14 protein-coding genes and 1 riboswitch are annotated in these 18,445 nt (G+C 41.5%); of the genes, 7 read left to right on the forward strand and 7 right to left on the reverse strand.

Features of this window, described 5'->3' with window-relative positions; genetic code table 11:
* Nucleotides 1-28: 28 nt before the first annotated feature.
* Both ABMY41_RS02310 and ABMY41_RS02315 read left to right on the forward strand, forming a co-directional pair.
* A complete protein-coding gene (locus ABMY41_RS02310) occupies nt 29-1,405 on the forward strand; it encodes a sigma-54 dependent transcriptional regulator (protein ID WP_349274052.1) in 1,377 nt (458 codons plus the stop codon).
* Nucleotides 1,406-2,686 carry a HAMP domain-containing sensor histidine kinase gene (locus tag ABMY41_RS02315; protein WP_252950588.1) on the forward strand — a complete coding sequence of 427 codons (1,281 nt, stop codon included), beginning with the start codon at nt 1,406-1,408 and terminating at the stop codon, nt 2,684-2,686.
* A gap of 1 nt (nt 2,687) precedes the next feature.
* Here ABMY41_RS02315 and ABMY41_RS02320 read toward each other — a convergent pair whose 3' ends face one another.
* Nucleotides 2,688-3,212, reverse strand: coding sequence for a DUF2569 domain-containing protein (locus ABMY41_RS02320; RefSeq protein ID WP_349274054.1), 525 nt, complete (start codon nt 3,210-3,212; stop codon nt 2,688-2,690).
* Between the two features lie 132 nt (nt 3,213-3,344).
* Here ABMY41_RS02320 and ABMY41_RS02325 point away from each other — a divergent pair, with 132 nt between their 5' ends.
* Nucleotides 3,345-4,514, forward strand: a complete 1,170-nt coding sequence (locus ABMY41_RS02325; protein ID WP_252950584.1) for a DUF547 domain-containing protein — start codon at nt 3,345-3,347, stop codon at nt 4,512-4,514.
* Between the two features lie 145 nt (nt 4,515-4,659).
* Nucleotides 4,660-7,632: a DUF3857 domain-containing protein gene (locus ABMY41_RS02330; protein ID WP_349274055.1), complete on the forward strand. Its 2,973-nt coding sequence runs from the start codon at nt 4,660-4,662 to the stop codon at nt 7,630-7,632.
* Here the strand turns inward: ABMY41_RS02330 and ABMY41_RS02335 are convergent.
* Nucleotides 7,629-11,078 carry a PAS-domain containing protein gene (locus tag ABMY41_RS02335; RefSeq protein ID WP_349274056.1) on the reverse strand — a complete coding sequence of 1,150 codons (3,450 nt, stop codon included), beginning with the start codon at nt 11,076-11,078 and terminating at the stop codon, nt 7,629-7,631. The genes ABMY41_RS02330 and ABMY41_RS02335 overlap by 4 nt on opposite strands.
* 421 nt (nt 11,079-11,499) lie before the next feature.
* The gene (gene ylqF / locus ABMY41_RS02340; RefSeq protein WP_054562949.1) at nt 11,500-12,444 is read right to left on the reverse strand and encodes a ribosome biogenesis GTPase YlqF; all 945 of its coding nucleotides are present in this window, start codon (nt 12,442-12,444) and stop codon (nt 11,500-11,502) included.
* Between the two features lie 91 nt (nt 12,445-12,535).
* Between ylqF and ABMY41_RS02345 the strand changes: the two genes are divergently transcribed.
* On the forward strand, nt 12,536-13,072 hold the full coding sequence (locus tag ABMY41_RS02345) for a YaeQ family protein (protein ID WP_054552313.1): 537 nt from the start codon (nt 12,536-12,538) through the stop codon (nt 13,070-13,072).
* Between the two features lie 8 nt (nt 13,073-13,080).
* Entirely contained in the window at nt 13,081-13,683 is a 603-nt protein-coding gene (locus ABMY41_RS02350; protein WP_289096904.1) for an alpha/beta hydrolase, read from the forward strand.
* 7 nt (nt 13,684-13,690) lie between these two features.
* Here ABMY41_RS02350 and ABMY41_RS02355 read toward each other — a convergent pair whose 3' ends face one another.
* Nucleotides 13,691-13,900 carry a hypothetical protein gene (locus ABMY41_RS02355; protein WP_054562952.1) on the reverse strand — a complete coding sequence of 70 codons (210 nt, stop codon included), beginning with the start codon at nt 13,898-13,900 and terminating at the stop codon, nt 13,691-13,693.
* 365 nt (nt 13,901-14,265) lie between these two features.
* On the opposite strand from ABMY41_RS02355, the gene ABMY41_RS02360 reads away from it, so the two are divergent.
* On the forward strand, nt 14,266-14,739 hold the full coding sequence (locus ABMY41_RS02360) for a Dps family protein (RefSeq protein ID WP_167658259.1): 474 nt from the start codon (nt 14,266-14,268) through the stop codon (nt 14,737-14,739).
* Nucleotides 14,740-14,797: 58 nt separating this feature from the next.
* Here the strand turns inward: ABMY41_RS02360 and ABMY41_RS02365 are convergent, their stop codons facing one another.
* The 3 genes from ABMY41_RS02365 to ABMY41_RS02375 form a co-directional block, all read right to left on the reverse strand.
* Nucleotides 14,798-15,199, reverse strand: a complete 402-nt coding sequence (locus tag ABMY41_RS02365; RefSeq protein ID WP_175082623.1) for a hypothetical protein — start codon at nt 15,197-15,199, stop codon at nt 14,798-14,800.
* A 66-nt stretch (nt 15,200-15,265) separates the two neighbouring features.
* Complete coding sequence (locus ABMY41_RS02370) at nt 15,266-17,344, reverse strand: S9 family peptidase (protein WP_289096905.1); 2,079 nt, start codon at nt 17,342-17,344, stop codon at nt 15,266-15,268.
* A gap of 275 nt (nt 17,345-17,619) precedes the next feature.
* Nucleotides 17,620-18,189 (reverse strand): hypothetical protein, encoded by a 570-nt coding sequence (locus ABMY41_RS02375; protein ID WP_055020585.1) that lies wholly within the window; start codon nt 18,187-18,189, stop codon nt 17,620-17,622.
* A 104-nt stretch (nt 18,190-18,293) separates the two neighbouring features.
* Nucleotides 18,294-18,377, reverse strand: a riboswitch (cyclic di-GMP riboswitch).
* Nucleotides 18,378-18,445 lie beyond the last annotated feature (68 nt).

Here is an 18,445-nt window from a genome sequence, read left to right on the forward strand (position 1 = left end):
TACCTCAACAGGATAATAAGAAAACATCATGGACAAAATCTTAGTCATAGACGATCAAGCTGATGTGCGTCTGGCTGCTACTGTTGCATTACAACAACTGGGCTTACATTGCCTTGAGGCCGAAGGCCCTCAACATGCCCTTGAATTATTAAAATCGGAGCACATTAGCCTGATTTTGCTTGATATGAACTACAAGCTCGACACCACCTCAGGTGAAGAAGGGTTACGCTTTTTAAAGCAACTAAATCAATTAGGTTCGACCATACCTGTCATTGTGATGACCGCATGGGCCAGCATTGATGTCGCTGTTAAAGCCATGCAATTAGGAGCAGTCGACTTTGTTGAAAAGCCATGGAATAACTTGCGCTTAACCGCCGTTGTACAACAACAACTCAAGCTCAAGCAAAGTAATCACGACAACGCGTGCTTAAAGGCGCTTACCAGTGACTCACAAGCACATTACATAGCTCAATCAGAAATCATGCAGCTGTTGCTTGCCAAAGCTGAGCGCGCAGCTAAAACCGATGCCAGCATTTTAATTACCGGCGAAAATGGCACTGGCAAAAGCTTATTGGCACATTATATTCACCAGCACTCACTCAGAGCTGATAAACGCTATGTAAGCGTGAATGTTGGCGCCATTGCGCCGACGCTATTCGAAAGCGAATTATTTGGCCACAAGAAAGGCTCTTTTACTGACGCCAAAGAAGACCGCCTAGGGCGTTTTGAAATTGCCGAAGGCGGCACCTTATTTTTAGATGAAATTGCGACTTTAAGCCTTGAGCTACAAAGTAAAATGCTCCGTGTGCTAGAAAGCAAAGAATTTGAAGTGCTAGGCTCAAGCCAAACCAAAACCGCCGATGTCCGAATTATTTCTGCCACCAATAGCGAATTAGCTACAGCTATTGAGCAGGGTGAGTTCCGCCGTGACTTATTATTTAGACTCAATACTATTGAACTGCACATTCCACCGCTTCGCGACAGAAAAGACGATATCGCCCCCTTAGCAGAACACTTATTATTGGTGCATGGTAAAAAATATCAACGCGCGAATATGGCGCTGAGTGATGACGCTCTAAAGGCGCTAAAAAAATACAGTTGGCCTGGTAATATTCGTGAGCTAAGCCATTGTATTGAACGCGCGGTGATCATGAGCGATAACAACAATATTCAAGCCAATGACCTCATTTTAGATCAACCAAGTTGCGAGCAAACAAATAGCAATGCCGAACAAGCTTTGCCACTATTGCCCCTTGAAGAGCTTGAAAAACAGATGATTCAAAAAGCGCTGCTGCAATTTAATGGCAATGTTATCGCCGCAGGAGAGTTTTTAGGGTTAAGCAAATCGGCGATTTATCGTCGCATTGATAAACATCAGCTCGATTTAAAAGAAGTAGAACGCTAAATGAGTAGTAAGTTGTCGTTAGAGCAGCGTATTCGACGCTATTTTTATATGGTTATAGCGGTGCTATTAACGCTTGGCATTGCCCTTTCGCTCAGCTTAAAACTAGATTGGTTTGCCAGTATCAGCCTATTATTGCCGTTTATCGGGATAAGCGCTTTTGCTTTAATTAAAAGCTACCGTGCGATCACCGATGTGGTTGAACGCTTTGGCCTGCAACTAGATGCATTGGCAAATGACGAAAGTAATAGTTGGCATTTAGCGTCTTACCAAAGCGGACGAGTCGCAGCGCTTAAGCAAGATTTTGCCAAGCTCAGCAATAAAATAGCCAAGAACAAACGCCATTATATGCAAACAGAAGAGTTTGTTTTTGAGTTTGCCAGCATGCTGGACTTACCCATCGTTATACTAGACCCCCATGGCTTGATTTACTTTAGTAATAAGGCGTTTATAAACAGTATTAGTCATCGCCAAATTGAAGGTAAATCGGCCAGCGACTTAGGCATTGCTCTGCATGATGGCGAATGGCAACAAAATAGTGACTCGCTGTTTAAACAACGCTTTCAAATCTCATCGCAGACTTTTTGGCGCACCGGCAGAAACTTTGAATTACTAACCTTCTTTTCAATTGAGCAACAGCTTCGCGATAACGAACAACTTGTTTGGCAACGGTTAATTCGAGTGTTAAATCATGAAGTGCGTAACTCACTCACGCCGATTTATTCAATGAGTCAATCATTGCAAACCCTTAAGCGCCAAGGACAAATTAGCAGTCACGATGATCTCGCCCAAGATATGCTGCAAGTTATAGAAAAACGCGCTCAACACTTGCTTGATTTTGTAGCCAGTTACAGTGCGTTTGCCAAGCTGCCACCCGCACAAAAACAAGCAATTAGTAGCGAGCAATTAAACACACGTTTAAGCGCTATCTTTCCTGAACTAGTAATAAATAGCAGCGAAGAGTTACATGTTAATGCCGATTTCGGTCAGCTAGAACAAGCGTTGATCAACCTGATAAAAAATGCTTTTGAAGCTGGCAGCAATTCTGCCCCAACCCTCACTTGGTCAAGGCAAGGTGATAGCTTAAATATTGCAATTAGCGACCAAGGTTGTGGCATTCAAAACCCCGATAACTTGTTTGTGCCATTTTACTCAACCAAAGCAAATGGCACAGGTATAGGACTTGTGATCACCCGAGAACTTGTACGCAACCAAGGCTTTGAGTTATCAATAAACTCAAAACCCCAGCAAGGCACAGAAGCTACAATTACGGTGCCCAGCTAACTTATTTTACAAATGTGGCTTTCACACGCTTAGATAACAGCATGTAAGGTCCCCAGATCACAGCTTGAATAAGCCCTCTGATAATCATAGTTCTAACTTCATCGTCGAACACATCGACATCGGGCACAATTAAACTAACCGCATAGGCATCGAGAGCAATAAAGGCTAATCCACCAAATAATATCGCTAAGTACCAACTTACAAATGCTTTCTTATGCTTAAAAAACAACACAATTAAATAAAGCGAAGCTAAAAATAGTGCTGCATTAAACACCATTTCAATGATCAGTAAAGGCTCCCAAAGTGGATGATACATATCACCAAATTGCGATGTTAAGCGTTGCCACATCTCGGTCGTGAAAATGGGTCTAAAGGTATTTATTGATTCGATAAATACTCTAAAAGGGCTGAGTACCACACCTATCGCCACAAGAATAAGCCAACCTTTTATGCCAACTAAGTCATCATTTTCGGGGCTTTTAGCTTCTGGTGTTTCGATTTGATTTTGTTGTTTTGCTTCTTCCATGAGTTGTCCTTTTTATTTTTATTTCTTCTACTATACGCTTATTTTTTAATAAAATTCACAAAAACAACAGATTGTTGCGCTTTCAGAAAAACCACGCTATGTTTATTTTTTAAACTACGGAAGGTAATAAAAATGAAAAACGCTATAAAACCCATCGTATTAGCAACATCACTTATTCTAGTTACAGCCTGTAATTCAACGACTCCTATTAATAAAACAGCAACGACAGCCATAAACCAAGAAAAATTTAGCCAATTTCATCAGTATGATGAAAAATCAAATATCACCCTTGAGTACACTGACTACGGGCAAATATTAAATGCCTCGGTGATTGATTTAGGTATGTCTGACCGCTATCGCATTTCACAAAACACAACCAAAATTGGCACCCGGTTGTCGTCGAATCCAAAACCGTCGACTGCAACAGAAGCAAACCGCTTTTATTATGATTCGTACAAAAAGAATCCTCAGATGAAGCAAGACTTGCAAATAGTGCAAGAAAATATGGCCGACCTGCCAAACAAAATTAATTTAAGTAACTTACCAAAATCAGAGTTACTCGCTTACTGGCTCAATCTTTATAACGTGACGGTACTCAATGAGTTAGTGCAGCAGTACCCTGTTAAGAACCTGACCAAGTTATTAAATGAAGAGCCAAGTTTTTTTGATAAGCCACGCTTTAACTTTAACGGTAACCAGTATTCATTAAACGACATTGAGTACAACATTGTTGCACCGCTATTTAACAATGACCCGCTATTAATATATGGCTACTACCGTGGCTACATTGGCAGCCCAAATTTGCTTGACCACCCATATACAGCAAAAAATGTGTTTACCGCCCTGACCACCAACGCAGTGCAATTTGTAAATTCAAACCGCGGTAGTGTGATAGGTAACCATAGCACTCGTGTTTCTTCTTTATACCTTGAAAAGAAAAACTATTTTCCTAACTTTGAAGAAGATTTAGCTGACCACCTTCAATCGTTAGTAATTCAAGAGCCAGATAAAGACCAAGTTGTACAAAACCTCTCTTTTAGTATCGATAACTACGATATTACCGACATTCTAGGTACCGATGTTGAATATGGTGGAGGTAACGCGACTGTCGCCGATCCGAGTATAGTAGCAGATGGCTTTGATACTAACTTTGTTGCTTATGGTGAAAACTTAACCAAAGAAGTCGGCCATGTAAGCCCGTTACGTCGCGAAATTTTGCAAAAAATCACGCAAAAATACTATGAAGTAAATACTCGCGTTGAAATAAAAGACTTACCAGCTAAAGAGTCTGAAGATAAATAATATAACCCTAAAGCGGCTCATCATGAGCCGCTTAGACTCACCACTTCCTTACGAGACCTACCCTATAAAAATTAATTTTTATTTGGCTCATGCCGTGAAATTCAGTAATTTGTCATATAAAGCTAAACGTAATTAGAAAATAACAATGAAATGGATGCACTTACAACTTAAGGTACTGGCTGTTTTTTTATTCTTTGTGAGCTGTTTTACAGCCGCTGAAGAGTATCAGGTTGCGCCCGCAGCTAACTGGGTAAAACAACATAAGTTACTCACCCCTGAGATTCCTCGAGACCAAATACGAGACGGGACTTTCTACCTGATGCTCGACACTCAGCTTCAGGTATCTGAGCAAGCCCCACAGCAACGCTTTAATCGTACTGTAATGCAAGCGGTCAATCAGTCTGGGGTTGATTACATAAGCCAGCTGAATATTGATTTTGACCCAAATTATCAATCTCTTACGCTCAATAGTTTAGGTATTATTCGTGACGGCCAATATATAGATAAACTAAATAGTGCCGAGCTACAGGTGTTACAGCGCGAGACTGACTTAGCAAGTCGTATATACAATGGCACCTTAAGCCTAAATGTCATTATTGATGATATGCGGGTAATGGATATTTTAGATTACAGCTATACGGTTTCGGGAAGTAATCCGGTTTATCAGCACTTCAGCACCAAGCGTACACTGAACTGGTCGGTGCCGATAGTGCAGCAATTTATGCGGGTAAAGTGGCAAAAGCCTTCGCCCTTATATATCAACTTTATGAATGGCGAGTCACCAGTTACTAAAACCAAGCTCGATACGGGTTTTGACTACCAAATTAGCCAACACAATGAGCCGACCATTCGCTCTGCAAGCGAAGTACCGCATTGGTATTCACCTTACAAGGAAGTGTATTTTTCTGAAGTAAATAATTGGCAAGAGGTAGTCAATTGGTCGTTACCTTTGTACCAATCAGCCATAGAAGTAAGCCCTGCTATTGAAACAATTGCCCGTCAAATTAAGTTTCAACATGCCGACTTAGAGTCTCAAATTGTGGCTGCCCTGCGCTTTAGCCAAGACGAAGTACGTTATTTGGGCCTAGAAATGGGCACCAACTCGCACCAGCCAACTCCTGCATCAGAAACCTTGGCACTGCGCTATGGCGACTGTAAGGACAAAACCGTCTTGCTCATTTCTTTACTTAAAGCGCTCGGCGTGGAAGCTCACCCTGCTTTAGTTAACACTGAAGACAGAAAGCGTACTGCTAGCTTACCTGTATCTCCTAGCTTATTTGACCATGTCATTGTCACCTTAGAGCACCAAGGTAAACGCTATTGGCTTGATCCAACCATTTCGTATCAGCGCGGCGATTTAGCACATTTAGCTCAACCGAACTACGATGTCGCGTTAATAATAAAGCAAGGTGAAACAGGCTTTACAGATATGTTCACAGAACCTGCCCTAAAACGCGTTCAGGTTTTTGATAATTATCAGATCCCAGAAGGTATTAATGAGCCAGTTAGTTTTTCAACTCAATATAAATACGGCGACTTTGAAGCAATTAACCGCCGCAATTCAATCGCTAAAAACAGCTTAAAAAGCGTAGAAGATGATTACCGAGAATATTATCAAGATACCTACAAAGGCTTACAAACAGCCAAACCTATGCTGGTTGAATCTCCAAAGGACACCGGTCAGCTAATTACCAATGAGCACTATACTATTGATAACTTTTGGCGACCTAAGGGTAATGATTTTCAAAACGACTTTTACGCTAGTGAAATTCAAAACTCAGTTTATAAGCCGGAACAGCGAGAACGTAACAATGCACCAATATGGTTTCGTTACCCAAATAATATCGAAACAACCATAAAGGTTACGTTTACGGATACTAATTGGCAGTTTGATGATGAGCAGGTCACAGTCGACAACCCATTTTTTCATCTCGAAAAACGCGTAACATTTAAAGATTCTGTGTTGACCTTATACTTTGATTACAGTGCTAAGCAGGATCATATTCCAGCCGATCAAATAGACCTTTACCTAAGCGAGCGTAAAAAACTCAATAACGCGACCCATTACGGCATCATTAAATACGGCACAAATAGCGCCACAACCACACCAGCGGATGACGAAACCAACTGGTATAGCGTTTTTATTTTAAGTTACTTGGCGGCAATCATCTTTTTCATCGCGGCTTGGCGTATAGAAGCAAGTAACCGCCCAGTTTTTGCTGAGCAACAGTTCTACCCTGTCAGTAACAGTAAGTTTGTTATTTACAGCTTATTGAGCTTAGGAATATTCATTCACTACTGGAGCTATCGCAACTGGAAAGCGATAAAAGAGCAACAACAAAGCCATATTATGCCGATTGCCCGAGGGATATTTGCACCACTGTTTTTTATTCCGTTGTTACTTGAACTTTGCAAGCACAGCGAGCAAACCTTTGGCAAAAATAAGATCATGCCTGTTGCGGTTGGGTTCGTGTTATGGCTGGCGATTATCATTTCTGAAGTCGTAAGCTATAACTGGGAATATGGCACTTGGCTGTTTTTAGTTACACCTATTCTATGGTTGCCACTGGTTAATTACATTCAAAACCTCAAGCAACCCGAACAGGCTCTTGAGTACCACTCTCAATGGCGAGCTAGGCAGGTTATCATTTCGATATTCATGTTGCCTTGGTTATTTTATGGCTTAATTTATGAGCTATATTTGTTGCCAAGCTCAACCATAGTAACCGGCGATAAGCTTTGGTCCTATCAAGTTAACTTTCTAAAAAGAAAAGAAATTATTCCTGCCAACGAGAATGTGCACTATTTTTATAGTGACGCATTTTTCGATTTTAAAACTGATGGAAACGGCATCACAGAAAACACCATTTTTAGTTACTGGGAAAATGAGCAAGGTGTGCTCGAAAAAGATCAACGCCGCTTTAGTGACATTAAAGAACTCAACGTTGATTATGCTAAAAGCGCCCTACTAACCACCACAGTAACAGTAATCGACCACAATGGTGATGAAATGCTGTTATTTTTGAGCCATGAAGATGACTTAGATAAGAAGTTTGTCGCTGAGGTAGAGCGCTTGATTAAAGCCAATACCCCAGCAACTGAGCAAAACGCAGATTAAGTCAGTCGCTTAATCATGCGTTTTAAGGCGGGCGCTTTCAGAGGCTTATAAAGCAATGGATAGCCCGCATCGAGCACTAACTCGCGTATGCCTTCATCATGATTCGCGGTATTCACTATGGCAGGTAAGCGTGTTAATGCCGCTTGTTCAATCACTTCAAGTCCTGTTACCCCATCATCAAGCTGATAGTCAATAATCAACAATTGCGGCAGGGCTTGGCTTGCCTTTAACTGCTCAAGCTCCGCTAAGTTAGTGGCTGTTGAGATTTCGCAGCCCCAATTCTCGAGTAGCTGCTTTAATGCCTCTAACACGTTGCGGTCGTTATCAAGCAACCAAATACGCAATTGCCCCAGCTCTGTTTCTTGTGATGCCTCAGCACCTTTCGCTTGCGCTGGCGCAGCACTCACTTTACAAGGCAGAGTTAGGGTAAATTGCGTGCCTTTACCAAGCTCAGACCCCATCACTAGAGGGATTTTAAGTAAGTCACATATACGTTTAGTGATTGCCAACCCTAAGCCTAACCCCTCGGCGCTTGGCTTTGCACCAAGCTGTTTAAACTCTTGGAAAATAGTTTGTTGATCGCTCGATGCAATACCAATCCCTGTGTCTTCAACAATAAAGGATACATGGTCATCGTCGTACTGCATTTTTAAGCGCACTTCACCTTGCTCGGTATAACGAATCGCATTACTCAAAAGGTTACGTAGTACTCGGCGTAACAGCGCTTTGTCGGTATGCAAGCGCACATCACAGGTTTCAATAATAAACTTTAAGCCTTTTTCGCGGGCAAGGGCTTCGTAGTCATTACGCAGTGGCTCAACCAACGAGCTGGCAGCAAACTCGCTCATTTGTACTTTAAACGAGCCTGAATCGAGCTTAGTTAACTCTAAAATACTCGATAACAACTCTTCGGCGCTGCCCAATGAATTCTTAATATTCATCGCTAGTTCTTTAAGTTCGGTGTCTTGGGCTTTTTCATTCATTAAAGAACAAAACAAACTCGCAGCATTGAAAGGTTGCAGTAAATCATGGCTGGCAGCGGCAAAAAAGCGCGTTTTACTGACCGTTGCTTGCTCCGCCACTTGCTTTGCCATCGATAATTCTTGGTTTGCTTGAGTCAATGCCAAGGTGCGTGCTGCGACTTTTTCTTCAAGGCTAACATTTGCTTCGGTTAACGCTTTTTGTTGTTTTACGAACTCGGTGATGTCGGTATAGGTTGTTACAAAGCCGCCACCTGGCAGTGGGTTACCTTGCATTTCAAACACCCGGCCATCATTGTGCGAGCGCTGGTATTTATAAGCGCTGCCTTGGCGTAAATAGGCTAAGCGTTTTTCAACTTCACTGGTCATGCTCTCGCCGCTAAATAAGCCGCGCTCGGCATTAAAACGAATAATGTCGGCAACCGGGCGGCCTATGTAAAGCGCATCATCTGGGTAGGCGAACATGTTTTTGTAGCCTTGGTTCCAAGCTACCAAGCGCAGCTCACTATCAACTACACTGATCCCTTGTTGAATGTTTTCGATTGTTGATTGCAGTAAATCACGATTAAATTTAAGTACTTGGCTTGCTTCATCAACAAACTCGGCAACCTGCTCTAGAGGCTGGCGCTGCTCATTTTTCGCCACATCTAAAATAAGCCGTGCCGATGCGCCGCCGATCACCGCAGACATCTCGCGCTCAACTAATAGCTCTAACTCAACATTGGCAGGACGTTTCCACTTACTTTTATCATCAGGAAAGTAATGATTTACCAAAGACTGTGCCGCTTCTTTTTCGGCAAATCGTTGCATTAGCGCACCTAGGTCATGGTAGCTCAAAGGCTGTAGATGATTGCTTACCTTCGAATCATTCAGCTGCGAAACAAACTTATTACTCTGTAAGCGTTCAGCCAAGGTTGCACGACTAAATAACGGCACTAAGAAATACACTAAACAGTTCGCACCTAACGATAGCAATAGAGCTTGGCTAATGCTTTCCATGCCTAATGAGAATAAATCGGTTGGTGCTAACCAGCTTATTCCCCACGGTCCATTCACAAGCCATAAGCTATCGCTTCCTAAACCTCCGGCGATATTCGGCAGTAAAAGTGTATAACCCCAAATAATAAAACCGCTTAAAATCCCTAATTGCGCACCGCGACACGATGCTTGTCGCCACCATAAGCCTATGATCATGGCCGGCGAAAATTGCGCGACTAAGGTGAACGACATCAAACCCACATTGGCAAGGGTTGTACTTTCGCCCAGCACTCGGTGAGTGAAGTAACTAAGCAATAAAATCAATACGATAACGATTTTACGCGCATGTAAAAGGTTATTTTTATCAAGCCCGCGACTACTCGATGTAAGTTGCGAGCGGCGTAAAATAAACTGGTTAATAAAGTCATTAGTGATCATCACTGAAAGCACAATTGATGACACAATCACCATACTGGTTGCCGCTGAAAAGCCACCTAAAAAGGCTAATAACGCCACAAAGGCATCATCAGCCGCCATGGGTAAAGCCAATACAAAGGTGTCGTAGCCGACTTCTTGACCTTGAAAGTAAATTAATCCGGCGTATGCAATCGGTAAAATAAACAGGTTAATAAGTAAGAGGTAAATCGGAAATAGCCAACGCGCCGAGGCCAGCTCTTTATCGTTATTTTTTTCGATAAAGCTCATGTGGAATTGTCTTGGCAAACATAAGGTCGCCAAAATACCAAGCAAAGTATGAGCAACATACACATAGGTTGGACTTTGCGTTGCAGCCACTTGCTGATCAATATTTAGGTCATGCGCTTTTTCAAATAGAGCCACTGGGCTGTCGAATAAAGCAAAGCACACATACAAACCCACCGCTAAAAACGCCAATAATTTAACCACAGATTCAAAGGCAATACTGGCAATCAATCCTGGGTTATGTTCGCTGGGTTTTAACCGCCTCGCGCCGAATAAAATAGCAAACAGTGCCAATACAATCGTGATGTAAAAAGTACTATCGGCCCATACCTCATGGCTTTGTGTGGCAGCACGATCGGTAAGTAAGTTGATACTTTGTGCAGTTGCACTCAGCTGTAAAGAGATATAGGGCACAATGGCAATCACTGAAATCAATGAAATGAGCCCAGACAAACTCGACGATTGACCATACCGAGTCGCAATAAAATCTGCCATTGAGGTTATTTTTTGCTGCCGACAAATATGCGCTATGCGGCAATAGACTTGCCAGCCAAAAATGAATAACAAAATAGTACCGGCATAGGTCGGAGCCAACCACCAGCCGTTGTAAGCAGCTTGTGCTGTGGTACCAAAAAACGCCCAAGAGGTGCAATACACCCCAAGTGATAAACCATAGGTTAAGCCTTTAAAAGGCAATACTTTTCTTTTATCAGCCCAGCCTGCAACCGCAAACAAAATTGCCAAGTATACAATTGCAAGAAGGCTTATTGACCAAATTGAGAACATCGCATGTGATTATTTTAATTGTTATAGCCCCAGCATAGTTTTTATTGCACGTAATTTACAGCCTAACTTTAGTGCTAATGTATTGTATTACGGAAGTTTAAAAAACAAACACAAAGAAATGAGAATTATTTTCAATCGAGTATTGACAGACACGTAAATCTAATTGATAATCACTATCAACAAGACAATAAAGTGTTATGACTTGTTCGGAATAAACTGATTTGTTTCTCGACCCTGAAACACGTGTGGCCCACGATAAAGCTAAGATCGCCTGTTGCTAATCGCAACGCCCCTTGATATTGGCAACAGGTGATCGCCCTACTATTTTACTTGCTACATTGCTCATATCGGTGACGGTAGATATGAAACTAAAAAAGCCCTTGCAGGGCTTTTTTTATGTCTAGAAGAAAATGCGTTAATTTTATCGACGGTTCTTACGTGCACGTGCTCGGCGTTGCTTTTTCTCTTCTTCTTTAGCGGCTTTTTTCGCCTCTGCAGCAGCGCGAAGCTCAGCAACCATTTGCTCTTCTTCTTCACGCATAGCCGGTGTTTCCATGGTAATACGACCAATAATGCCATCGCGTAATTCGTTAATAAGAATTTCAGACATTTTGTAAGTATCAATTTGATTACCACCGCGGATACAACCACGCTTTTTACCTGCCATTTCAACAAACTCCCAGTCAGACTCTGGTAGCTCATCAATTTTATAGCGGCTTTTTAAAAGTTCTGGGTATGCTTGCAATAAATATTCAGCGGTGTAACTTGCCACTTCTTCGTAGTCGATAGCGGTATCACGAATAGCGCCAGTTGCCCCTAAACGATAACCAGAGTTTTCGTTCTCTACTTTAGGCCATAACATACCCGGTGTGTCGTAAAGCATAATGCCATCGTCAAGCTTAATACGTTGTTGCGCTTTGGTTACCGCAGGTTCATTACCTGTTTTTGCCACGATACGGCCAGCTAAGGTATTAATAAGAGTTGATTTACCAACGTTTGGAATACCCATGATCATGGCTTTAATTTGTTTATCAGCGCCTACTTTATGGGGCACTAATTTTTTACAAAGCTCATTAATACGATGTACTTCACCCGCTTTATCATTACCAAAATCAATCGCTTTCACGCCACTTTGCTGCTCAAAGTAGTCTTTCCACGCTTGCGTTAACTTAGGATCAGCCAAGTCCGCCTTGTTCATGATTTTGATCACCGGCTTGTCGCCACGCAGCGCAGTAACCATTGGGTTTTCACTACTATAAGGAATACGGGCATCAAGTACCTCAATGATCACATCCATCTGTGGCATGATTTCTTTAATTTCGTTTCGGGCTTTGTTCATGTGACCCGGGAACCACTGGATGGCCATTTTTAACTCCTACAAGATAATTTCACGGTATTTTAACTGGCTCGGCAACGAATTGCGCTATAATGACGCAAATTTTTTCAAGTAAGCAGTTATGGCTCTTAAATCAACCATTATTAAAGCGCAATTATCGTTAAGCGATATGGATCGCCACATTTATCAAGATTTTAATTTAACACTGGCACAACACCCATCAGAAACCGAACAACGCTTGATGATCCGCTTGTTGGCTTTTGCGCTAAATGCCCGTGAAGGCTTAGAGTTTACAAAAGGTTTATGCGCTGATGATGAGCCTGAGCTTTGGCACATTAACTATAGCGAAGAAATTGAATTATGGGTTGAGCTTGGGCTACCAGACGAAAAACGCCTGAAAAAAGCCTGCAATAAGTCGAAGCAAGTTGTTTTATATACCTACGGCGAAAATAACCAAGCGATTTGGTGGCAAAAACATCAACCTAAGTTGTATGATTTTAAAAACTTAAGTATTTTTAGTCTCGATTATGCCGCGACTCAGGCATTAGCCGACTTAGCTGATCGCAATATTAAGCTCACTATTACCATTCAAGATGGTGAAGTATGGGTTAGCTCAGATACAGCAAATATCGAAATTAAACCGCAACAGTTAATGTAAGGAATGCGATGGCAATTAGGCAAGTTGTAGTATTACACGGACTTTATATGTCAGGCTTTGTGATGCGCCCACTGTGCGCGCGCCTTGAAAAGTCAGGTCTAAAAATACTCAATTTGACCTATAACACGCTCTCTCCCGATAGAGCGGCAATTTTCGATAAGATTGATCGCTTTATCGGTGGTAAACCTACCGCCTTAGTTTGCCATTCTATGGGCGGCTTGGTTGCTCGCGCTTACTTAGAGGCCAATTCTCTTCAAAGTCGCCATGTCGAAAAGGTGATCACCTTAGGCACCCCGCATAAAGGCAGTCATATTGCTAAGCAAATGCAGCAAAAGGGCTTTGAAATGCTGTTAAAAAATAGCGTGGAGTTTTTATTATCTGAGAATGGCGATTGGCCGTTTAATGCCAAGCTTTATAGTATTGCCGGTGACTTACCAATAGGGCTAATGCCACTGATTGCTAAAGGCAGTGTCTCTGATGGTACAGTTTTGATAGATGAAACCAAACTCAATGGCATGGCAGAACATAAGGTGTTTCATTTGAGTCACACCAGTATGATCTACTCACGCCAAGTGATGGATTACATTATTAAGCTTATAAATCAAAGTTAGTGATACTTTAATCTTCAGCACTTGCAGCCACTTTATATGAGATTAAAACAATGATCCCTAAGATCAATGGTACAGGTGCAGCAATATAGCCAAAGGTATCAAAGTTTGCGAAGCTAGCACCTGCTAGATGACCTACCAAACCGATAACAAATGCAAGTAATGCAATCACTACAACAACTATTTCAGCTTTGCTTTCTTTAACTGTTTTACCGTCCATTTTTCTTCTCCTGGTTAAATGCGGTAAAGTCATTATGCGCTTCTGGTTCGTTGTTTTTTTGACCTAAATCAAGTTCTAAATCGGCCAATTTATCAGCGAGTACAAACCTTGTTTTAGATCATACTTTCTGCCTAATTTTTGAATATTTGCAAAATAAGGTAGATTTTTTGCTCAGTTGCCCCAAGTCTATATAAAAGTAATTCAAAGTTATATTGATAGTGCACAAATGGACAAAACCAACCTTTGATAGCTAAAACCTATCACAGTGTTCGAATTAAACCATTTTACAGATTAACCAAGATGGCTAATACTTAATACCAAGCACTAGCAAGTAAACACTTAACGGTTTTTTTAAGGAGCAATCTATGTCACAGGTAAATGCAATTGGTTTAAACAGCGCAAAAAGTGAAGATATCGTAAATTCACTAAACTCTTTACTAAGCTGCTACCAAATCCAATACATGAACGCGCGCGGCTTTCATTGGAATATTAAAGGTCGTAACTTTTTTGAATTACACCTTAAGTTTGAAGAAATTTATAACTTACTACTTGAGAAAGTAGACGAGATTGCAGAGCGTATTTTAACGTTAGGCGGTACACCGGTACATGCATTCTCTGAGTACATCGAAGATAGCAAGATCAGTGAAGCTAAAAATATCACTGAAGGTACTGCTGCAGTAGAAAACCTTTTAGCAGGTTACAGCACGCTTATTCAAATGCAGCGTGAAATCCTTGCACAAGCAGGTGATGCAGATGACGAAGGTACAGCATCGCTAATGGGCGACTACATTAAAGAACAAGAGAAACTTGTTTGGATGTTAAAAGCCTACCTTGATTAATATTTAGAATTGACACGAAAAAGCCCTCAAATGAGGGCTTTTTTATATTCAGAAAGTATTACCTTAACCACTTTCTTAAATTATCGTACTCGGGTCTTGCTTGAAAAAAGCTTTCAGCATCTGGGTGAAAGTTAATATCCATTTCAACACCAGACCAAACTGTCTCTAATAAATTGCGAGCAATGATATTCGCTTTAATATAATCAACGCGTTTGTAACCCCGCGCTTTTACAGCCTGAAAGTAAGCCTTTGCAATCTCAATACTATCGGCAGTTGCTAATTCAAATTGTTCCAAATTAACCACAGCATACTGAATTGAATTTTCAGGGTACTTCATGATTTCTTGACCGACTTCAATACTAAATGAAGCAACGGCTTCTTTATTAAAGCTGCCACTAACTTCCACATAAATCACTGGCGGCTCAACAAAATAACGCCAATCACCATGGGCTTTAAACATGCTCACCCCTTTGAAATACAACTTAAGTTTACGCTTATAAAATTAATTTACTTATTTATCTAAGCCTTAATTCGGTAATAAAGCAATAAAAAACGCCATTTCTAATGCCTTTTCCTCAAGGCTTTTAAAGCGACCCGATGCGCCGCCATGGCCTGCATCCATGTCGGTTTTAAACACCAAAATGTTGTCATCGGTTTTAAGTTCACGCAGCTTAGCAACCCATTTCATTGGCTCCCAGTATTGCACTTGAGAGTCATGGAACCCGGTGGTAACAAGAATATTAGGGTAAGCCTGCGACTTGATATTATCGTACGGCGAGTAAGCCTGAATCACATCATAAAACGCAGGATCATTTGGGTTACCCCACTCGTCGTATTCATTGGTCGTCAGTGGAATACTCTCATCAAGCATGGTGGTAAGCACATCTAAAAATGGCACATGACAGCCGATACCTAAATAAAGCTCAGGTGCTTGGTTAACCACAGCGCCCATTAATAAGCCACCAGCACTGCCACCAGACGCAAATACTTTTTCTGGGTGTGCATAGCCTTGCTTGGTAAGCGCTTGCGTAACATCAATAAAATCGCTAAAGCTATTTTGCTTAAATTGCTTTTTGCCTTGTTCATACCAGTGACGACCTAGCATTTCACCGCCACGAATATGTGCAATTGCATAAACAAAGCCGCGGTCAAGCAAGCTTAGTGAGCTGCTTGAAAAGCTAGGATCGATGGTAATACCGTACGCGCCATAGCCATATTGCAACAGCGGGTTAGTACCATCTTTATTAAATTTATCAATACGATAAACCAAAGAAACCGGCACTTGCTCACCATCTCTTGCGGTAACCATTAAGCGTTCTGAGCGATAATGCTCTGGATTAAAATCTCCGAGCACTTGCTGTTGTTTTAATAAGGTTTTGTTACCCGTTTTTAAATCAACATCATACAAAGAACCTGGCGTCGTTAAGCTTGAATAGTAAATACGCGCAGAGCTCACATTCGGCTCTGGATTCATTGCAATAGCAGCATAATAACAAGGGTCATCAAACTCTAAAGTAAGACGCTCTGCTTGCTGATCCACCACCACAAAACGTGTTTGACCAAGCTCTCGCTCGGTGAGGATAAGGTAGTCATTGAAAATTTCGACCCCTTCTAGCAACACGTTCTCGCGATGCGGTGTATGCTCCTGCCAAAGACTTTTATCGGCAATGGTGCTTTGCGTCGCGGTCATTAAACGAAAGTTTTTCGCTTGCCAGTTGGTAACAATGAAAAAGGTATCACCTAGCTTATCGACATCAAACTCATGGCCTTCTTCGCGTGGCATTAAGGCGCTAAATTCACCCCCAGGGTTATTGGCATCAAGCACCCAAGTATCGTTTGTTTCTGTAGTCGCAAGGTCAATAATAATAAGGCTTTCATCGCGGCTTTTGCCAAGCCCCATAAAGAAGCTTTTATCTTGCTCTTCATAAACAAGTACGTCATCGGCTTGCGGGGTGCCTAAAACATGGCGGTAAACCTGAAAACCCAATAAGGTTTGCAGGTCTTTTTTCACATAAAACACCGTTTTGTTATCATTAGCCCACACCACTTGACCTTCGGTGTATTCCAGCACATCACTAAACATCTCACCGCTGGCGATATTTTTAAAACGCACGGTATAAATACGGCGACCTTCGGTGTCTTCAGAGTAAGCAAGTAACTGCTCATCAGGGCTAATAGCCACTTCGCCTAATTCATAAAACTCGTAATCGCCGGCTAATTGATTTACATCTAACAACAAGGTCTTATCGCGCGCTTCTATTGAGCTGCTGCGATAATGGCGTGCATATTCATCATCACCACGTACTTCTGAGTGATACCAATATTGGCCATCTTTCACAGGTACCGTGTTGTCGTCTTTTACAATACGGTCTTTTAACTCATTAAATAGCTGTTCGCGCAGTGGTTTTATGTCGGCAAGTTGTTTATCGCAATAATCGTTTTCGGCATTTAAGTGCGCTAATACATCCTCATTTTCGCGCTCATCATCACGCATCCAATAATAGTTATCGGTGCGAGTCTGTTGGTGAGTAGTTAATTGCTGAGGCTGTTTTTTTGCAACAGGAGGATGCGCTAATAAAGACAAAGAATACGAATTTGACGACACAAGAAAAAACCAAAATAAAAAACGAATTGCTAGCAGTTTATCACAGAATTATACCAATCAGCTTAATTAAGTAGTCTATTTTGAGGCAATAAAACCTCGTTGATAACAAGGCAAACATTTCGTTATTTAGTTGTTCTAAATGAGAAATTTTTAACGCAGTTAGCGACAGGTTTAATCCCTCAAAATGATTAAGTATTATTGCGGGTTGGTATTAAAAAAGCCCACTCAAATTGAGTGGGCTAAGCAATGCTAAAATAGCATTTAGGGGGAAACTGTTAATGCGATACTTGCTGCCAAGCCATAGCCCAGCTTTTTCCTACACCTGGCTCAAACAGCGGGTTGTGTGAATCTTTAACACGACAAAACTCGCTAAATGGCCACGGTTTGCACATATAAATATGGCCCGTTTTTGGCTGCAGTACTTTAACACCTGCACTGTAATCGCTGCATGCTTGTGGGTAGACATAGTCATAATCTTGCAAACTATCTTGCACTCGCTCTTTACATTTTGCGATGCAATTAAACGCCACTTTTACATGCGTAATGCCCGAGCCTTCAAGGGCATAAATTTGGTTTGAACGGTACGCAACCACTAAACCTTGTTCAGTCATTTTGCCCGCTTTTACCAGCGGAACATGCACGTTTATATGCTCGGCAACAGAACGTGGCCAATTATGAGGCTCACCCTGATCGGAACTGCTGATCGGGTATTCGAATGATAAATCGACTAGCTCTCCTTGCATGTCATAAAAGGTTACAATCACCCTATCTCCAACAAACAGTTGGGTATGATGATTTAAGCAACCAATCGGCAACCACTTCCCGGAGGCCATTGACGTATGCATAAACAAAATATCACCCTAAGAACAACTAATAGGCATTTAACAACCGAACAAAATAAATACTTTTAGTTTGAGGCAAGTGAACCAAAGCACTAGATTATGTGCTTATCAGCGGTCCCGCTATCATAGTTTAAAACCTTAGACCGGAAACTTTGCGTCCTAACCTTTCAGTTAGTTTGCCAAAAACAAAACTGAGTATAATCGTGACCGAATCACAAATCAAACAAAAGAATGTAACCAAACGTCTTATATAGCAAAT

The sequence above is a fragment of the Pseudoalteromonas sp. BZA4 genome (assembly GCF_040104395.1).
GTDB lineage: Bacteria > Pseudomonadota > Gammaproteobacteria > Enterobacterales > Alteromonadaceae > Pseudoalteromonas.

Bases quoted from the DNA above. Each gene is read 5' to 3' on its own strand.
- ABMY41_RS02310 (WP_349274052.1), top strand. From the start codon at position 29: ATGGACAAAATCTTAGTCATAGACGATCAAGCTGATGTGCGTCTGGCT.
- ABMY41_RS02315 (WP_252950588.1), top strand. From the start codon at position 1,406: ATGAGTAGTAAGTTGTCGTTAGAGCAGCGTATTCGACGCTATTTTTAT.
- ABMY41_RS02320 (WP_349274054.1), bottom strand. From the start codon at position 3,212: ATGGAAGAAGCAAAACAACAAAATCAAATCGAAACACCAGAAGCTAAA.
- ABMY41_RS02325 (WP_252950584.1), top strand. From the start codon at position 3,345: ATGAAAAACGCTATAAAACCCATCGTATTAGCAACATCACTTATTCTA.
- ABMY41_RS02330 (WP_349274055.1), top strand. From the start codon at position 4,660: ATGAAATGGATGCACTTACAACTTAAGGTACTGGCTGTTTTTTTATTC.
- ABMY41_RS02335 (WP_349274056.1), bottom strand. From the start codon at position 11,078: ATGTTCTCAATTTGGTCAATAAGCCTTCTTGCAATTGTATACTTGGCA.
- ylqF (WP_054562949.1), bottom strand. From the start codon at position 12,444: ATGGCCATCCAGTGGTTCCCGGGTCACATGAACAAAGCCCGAAACGAA.
- ABMY41_RS02345 (WP_054552313.1), top strand. From the start codon at position 12,536: ATGGCTCTTAAATCAACCATTATTAAAGCGCAATTATCGTTAAGCGAT.
- ABMY41_RS02350 (WP_289096904.1), top strand. From the start codon at position 13,081: ATGGCAATTAGGCAAGTTGTAGTATTACACGGACTTTATATGTCAGGC.
- ABMY41_RS02355 (WP_054562952.1), bottom strand. From the start codon at position 13,900: ATGGACGGTAAAACAGTTAAAGAAAGCAAAGCTGAAATAGTTGTTGTA.
- ABMY41_RS02360 (WP_167658259.1), top strand. From the start codon at position 14,266: ATGTCACAGGTAAATGCAATTGGTTTAAACAGCGCAAAAAGTGAAGAT.
- ABMY41_RS02365 (WP_175082623.1), bottom strand. From the start codon at position 15,199: ATGTTTAAAGCCCATGGTGATTGGCGTTATTTTGTTGAGCCGCCAGTG.
- ABMY41_RS02375 (WP_055020585.1), bottom strand. From the start codon at position 18,189: ATGCATACGTCAATGGCCTCCGGGAAGTGGTTGCCGATTGGTTGCTTA.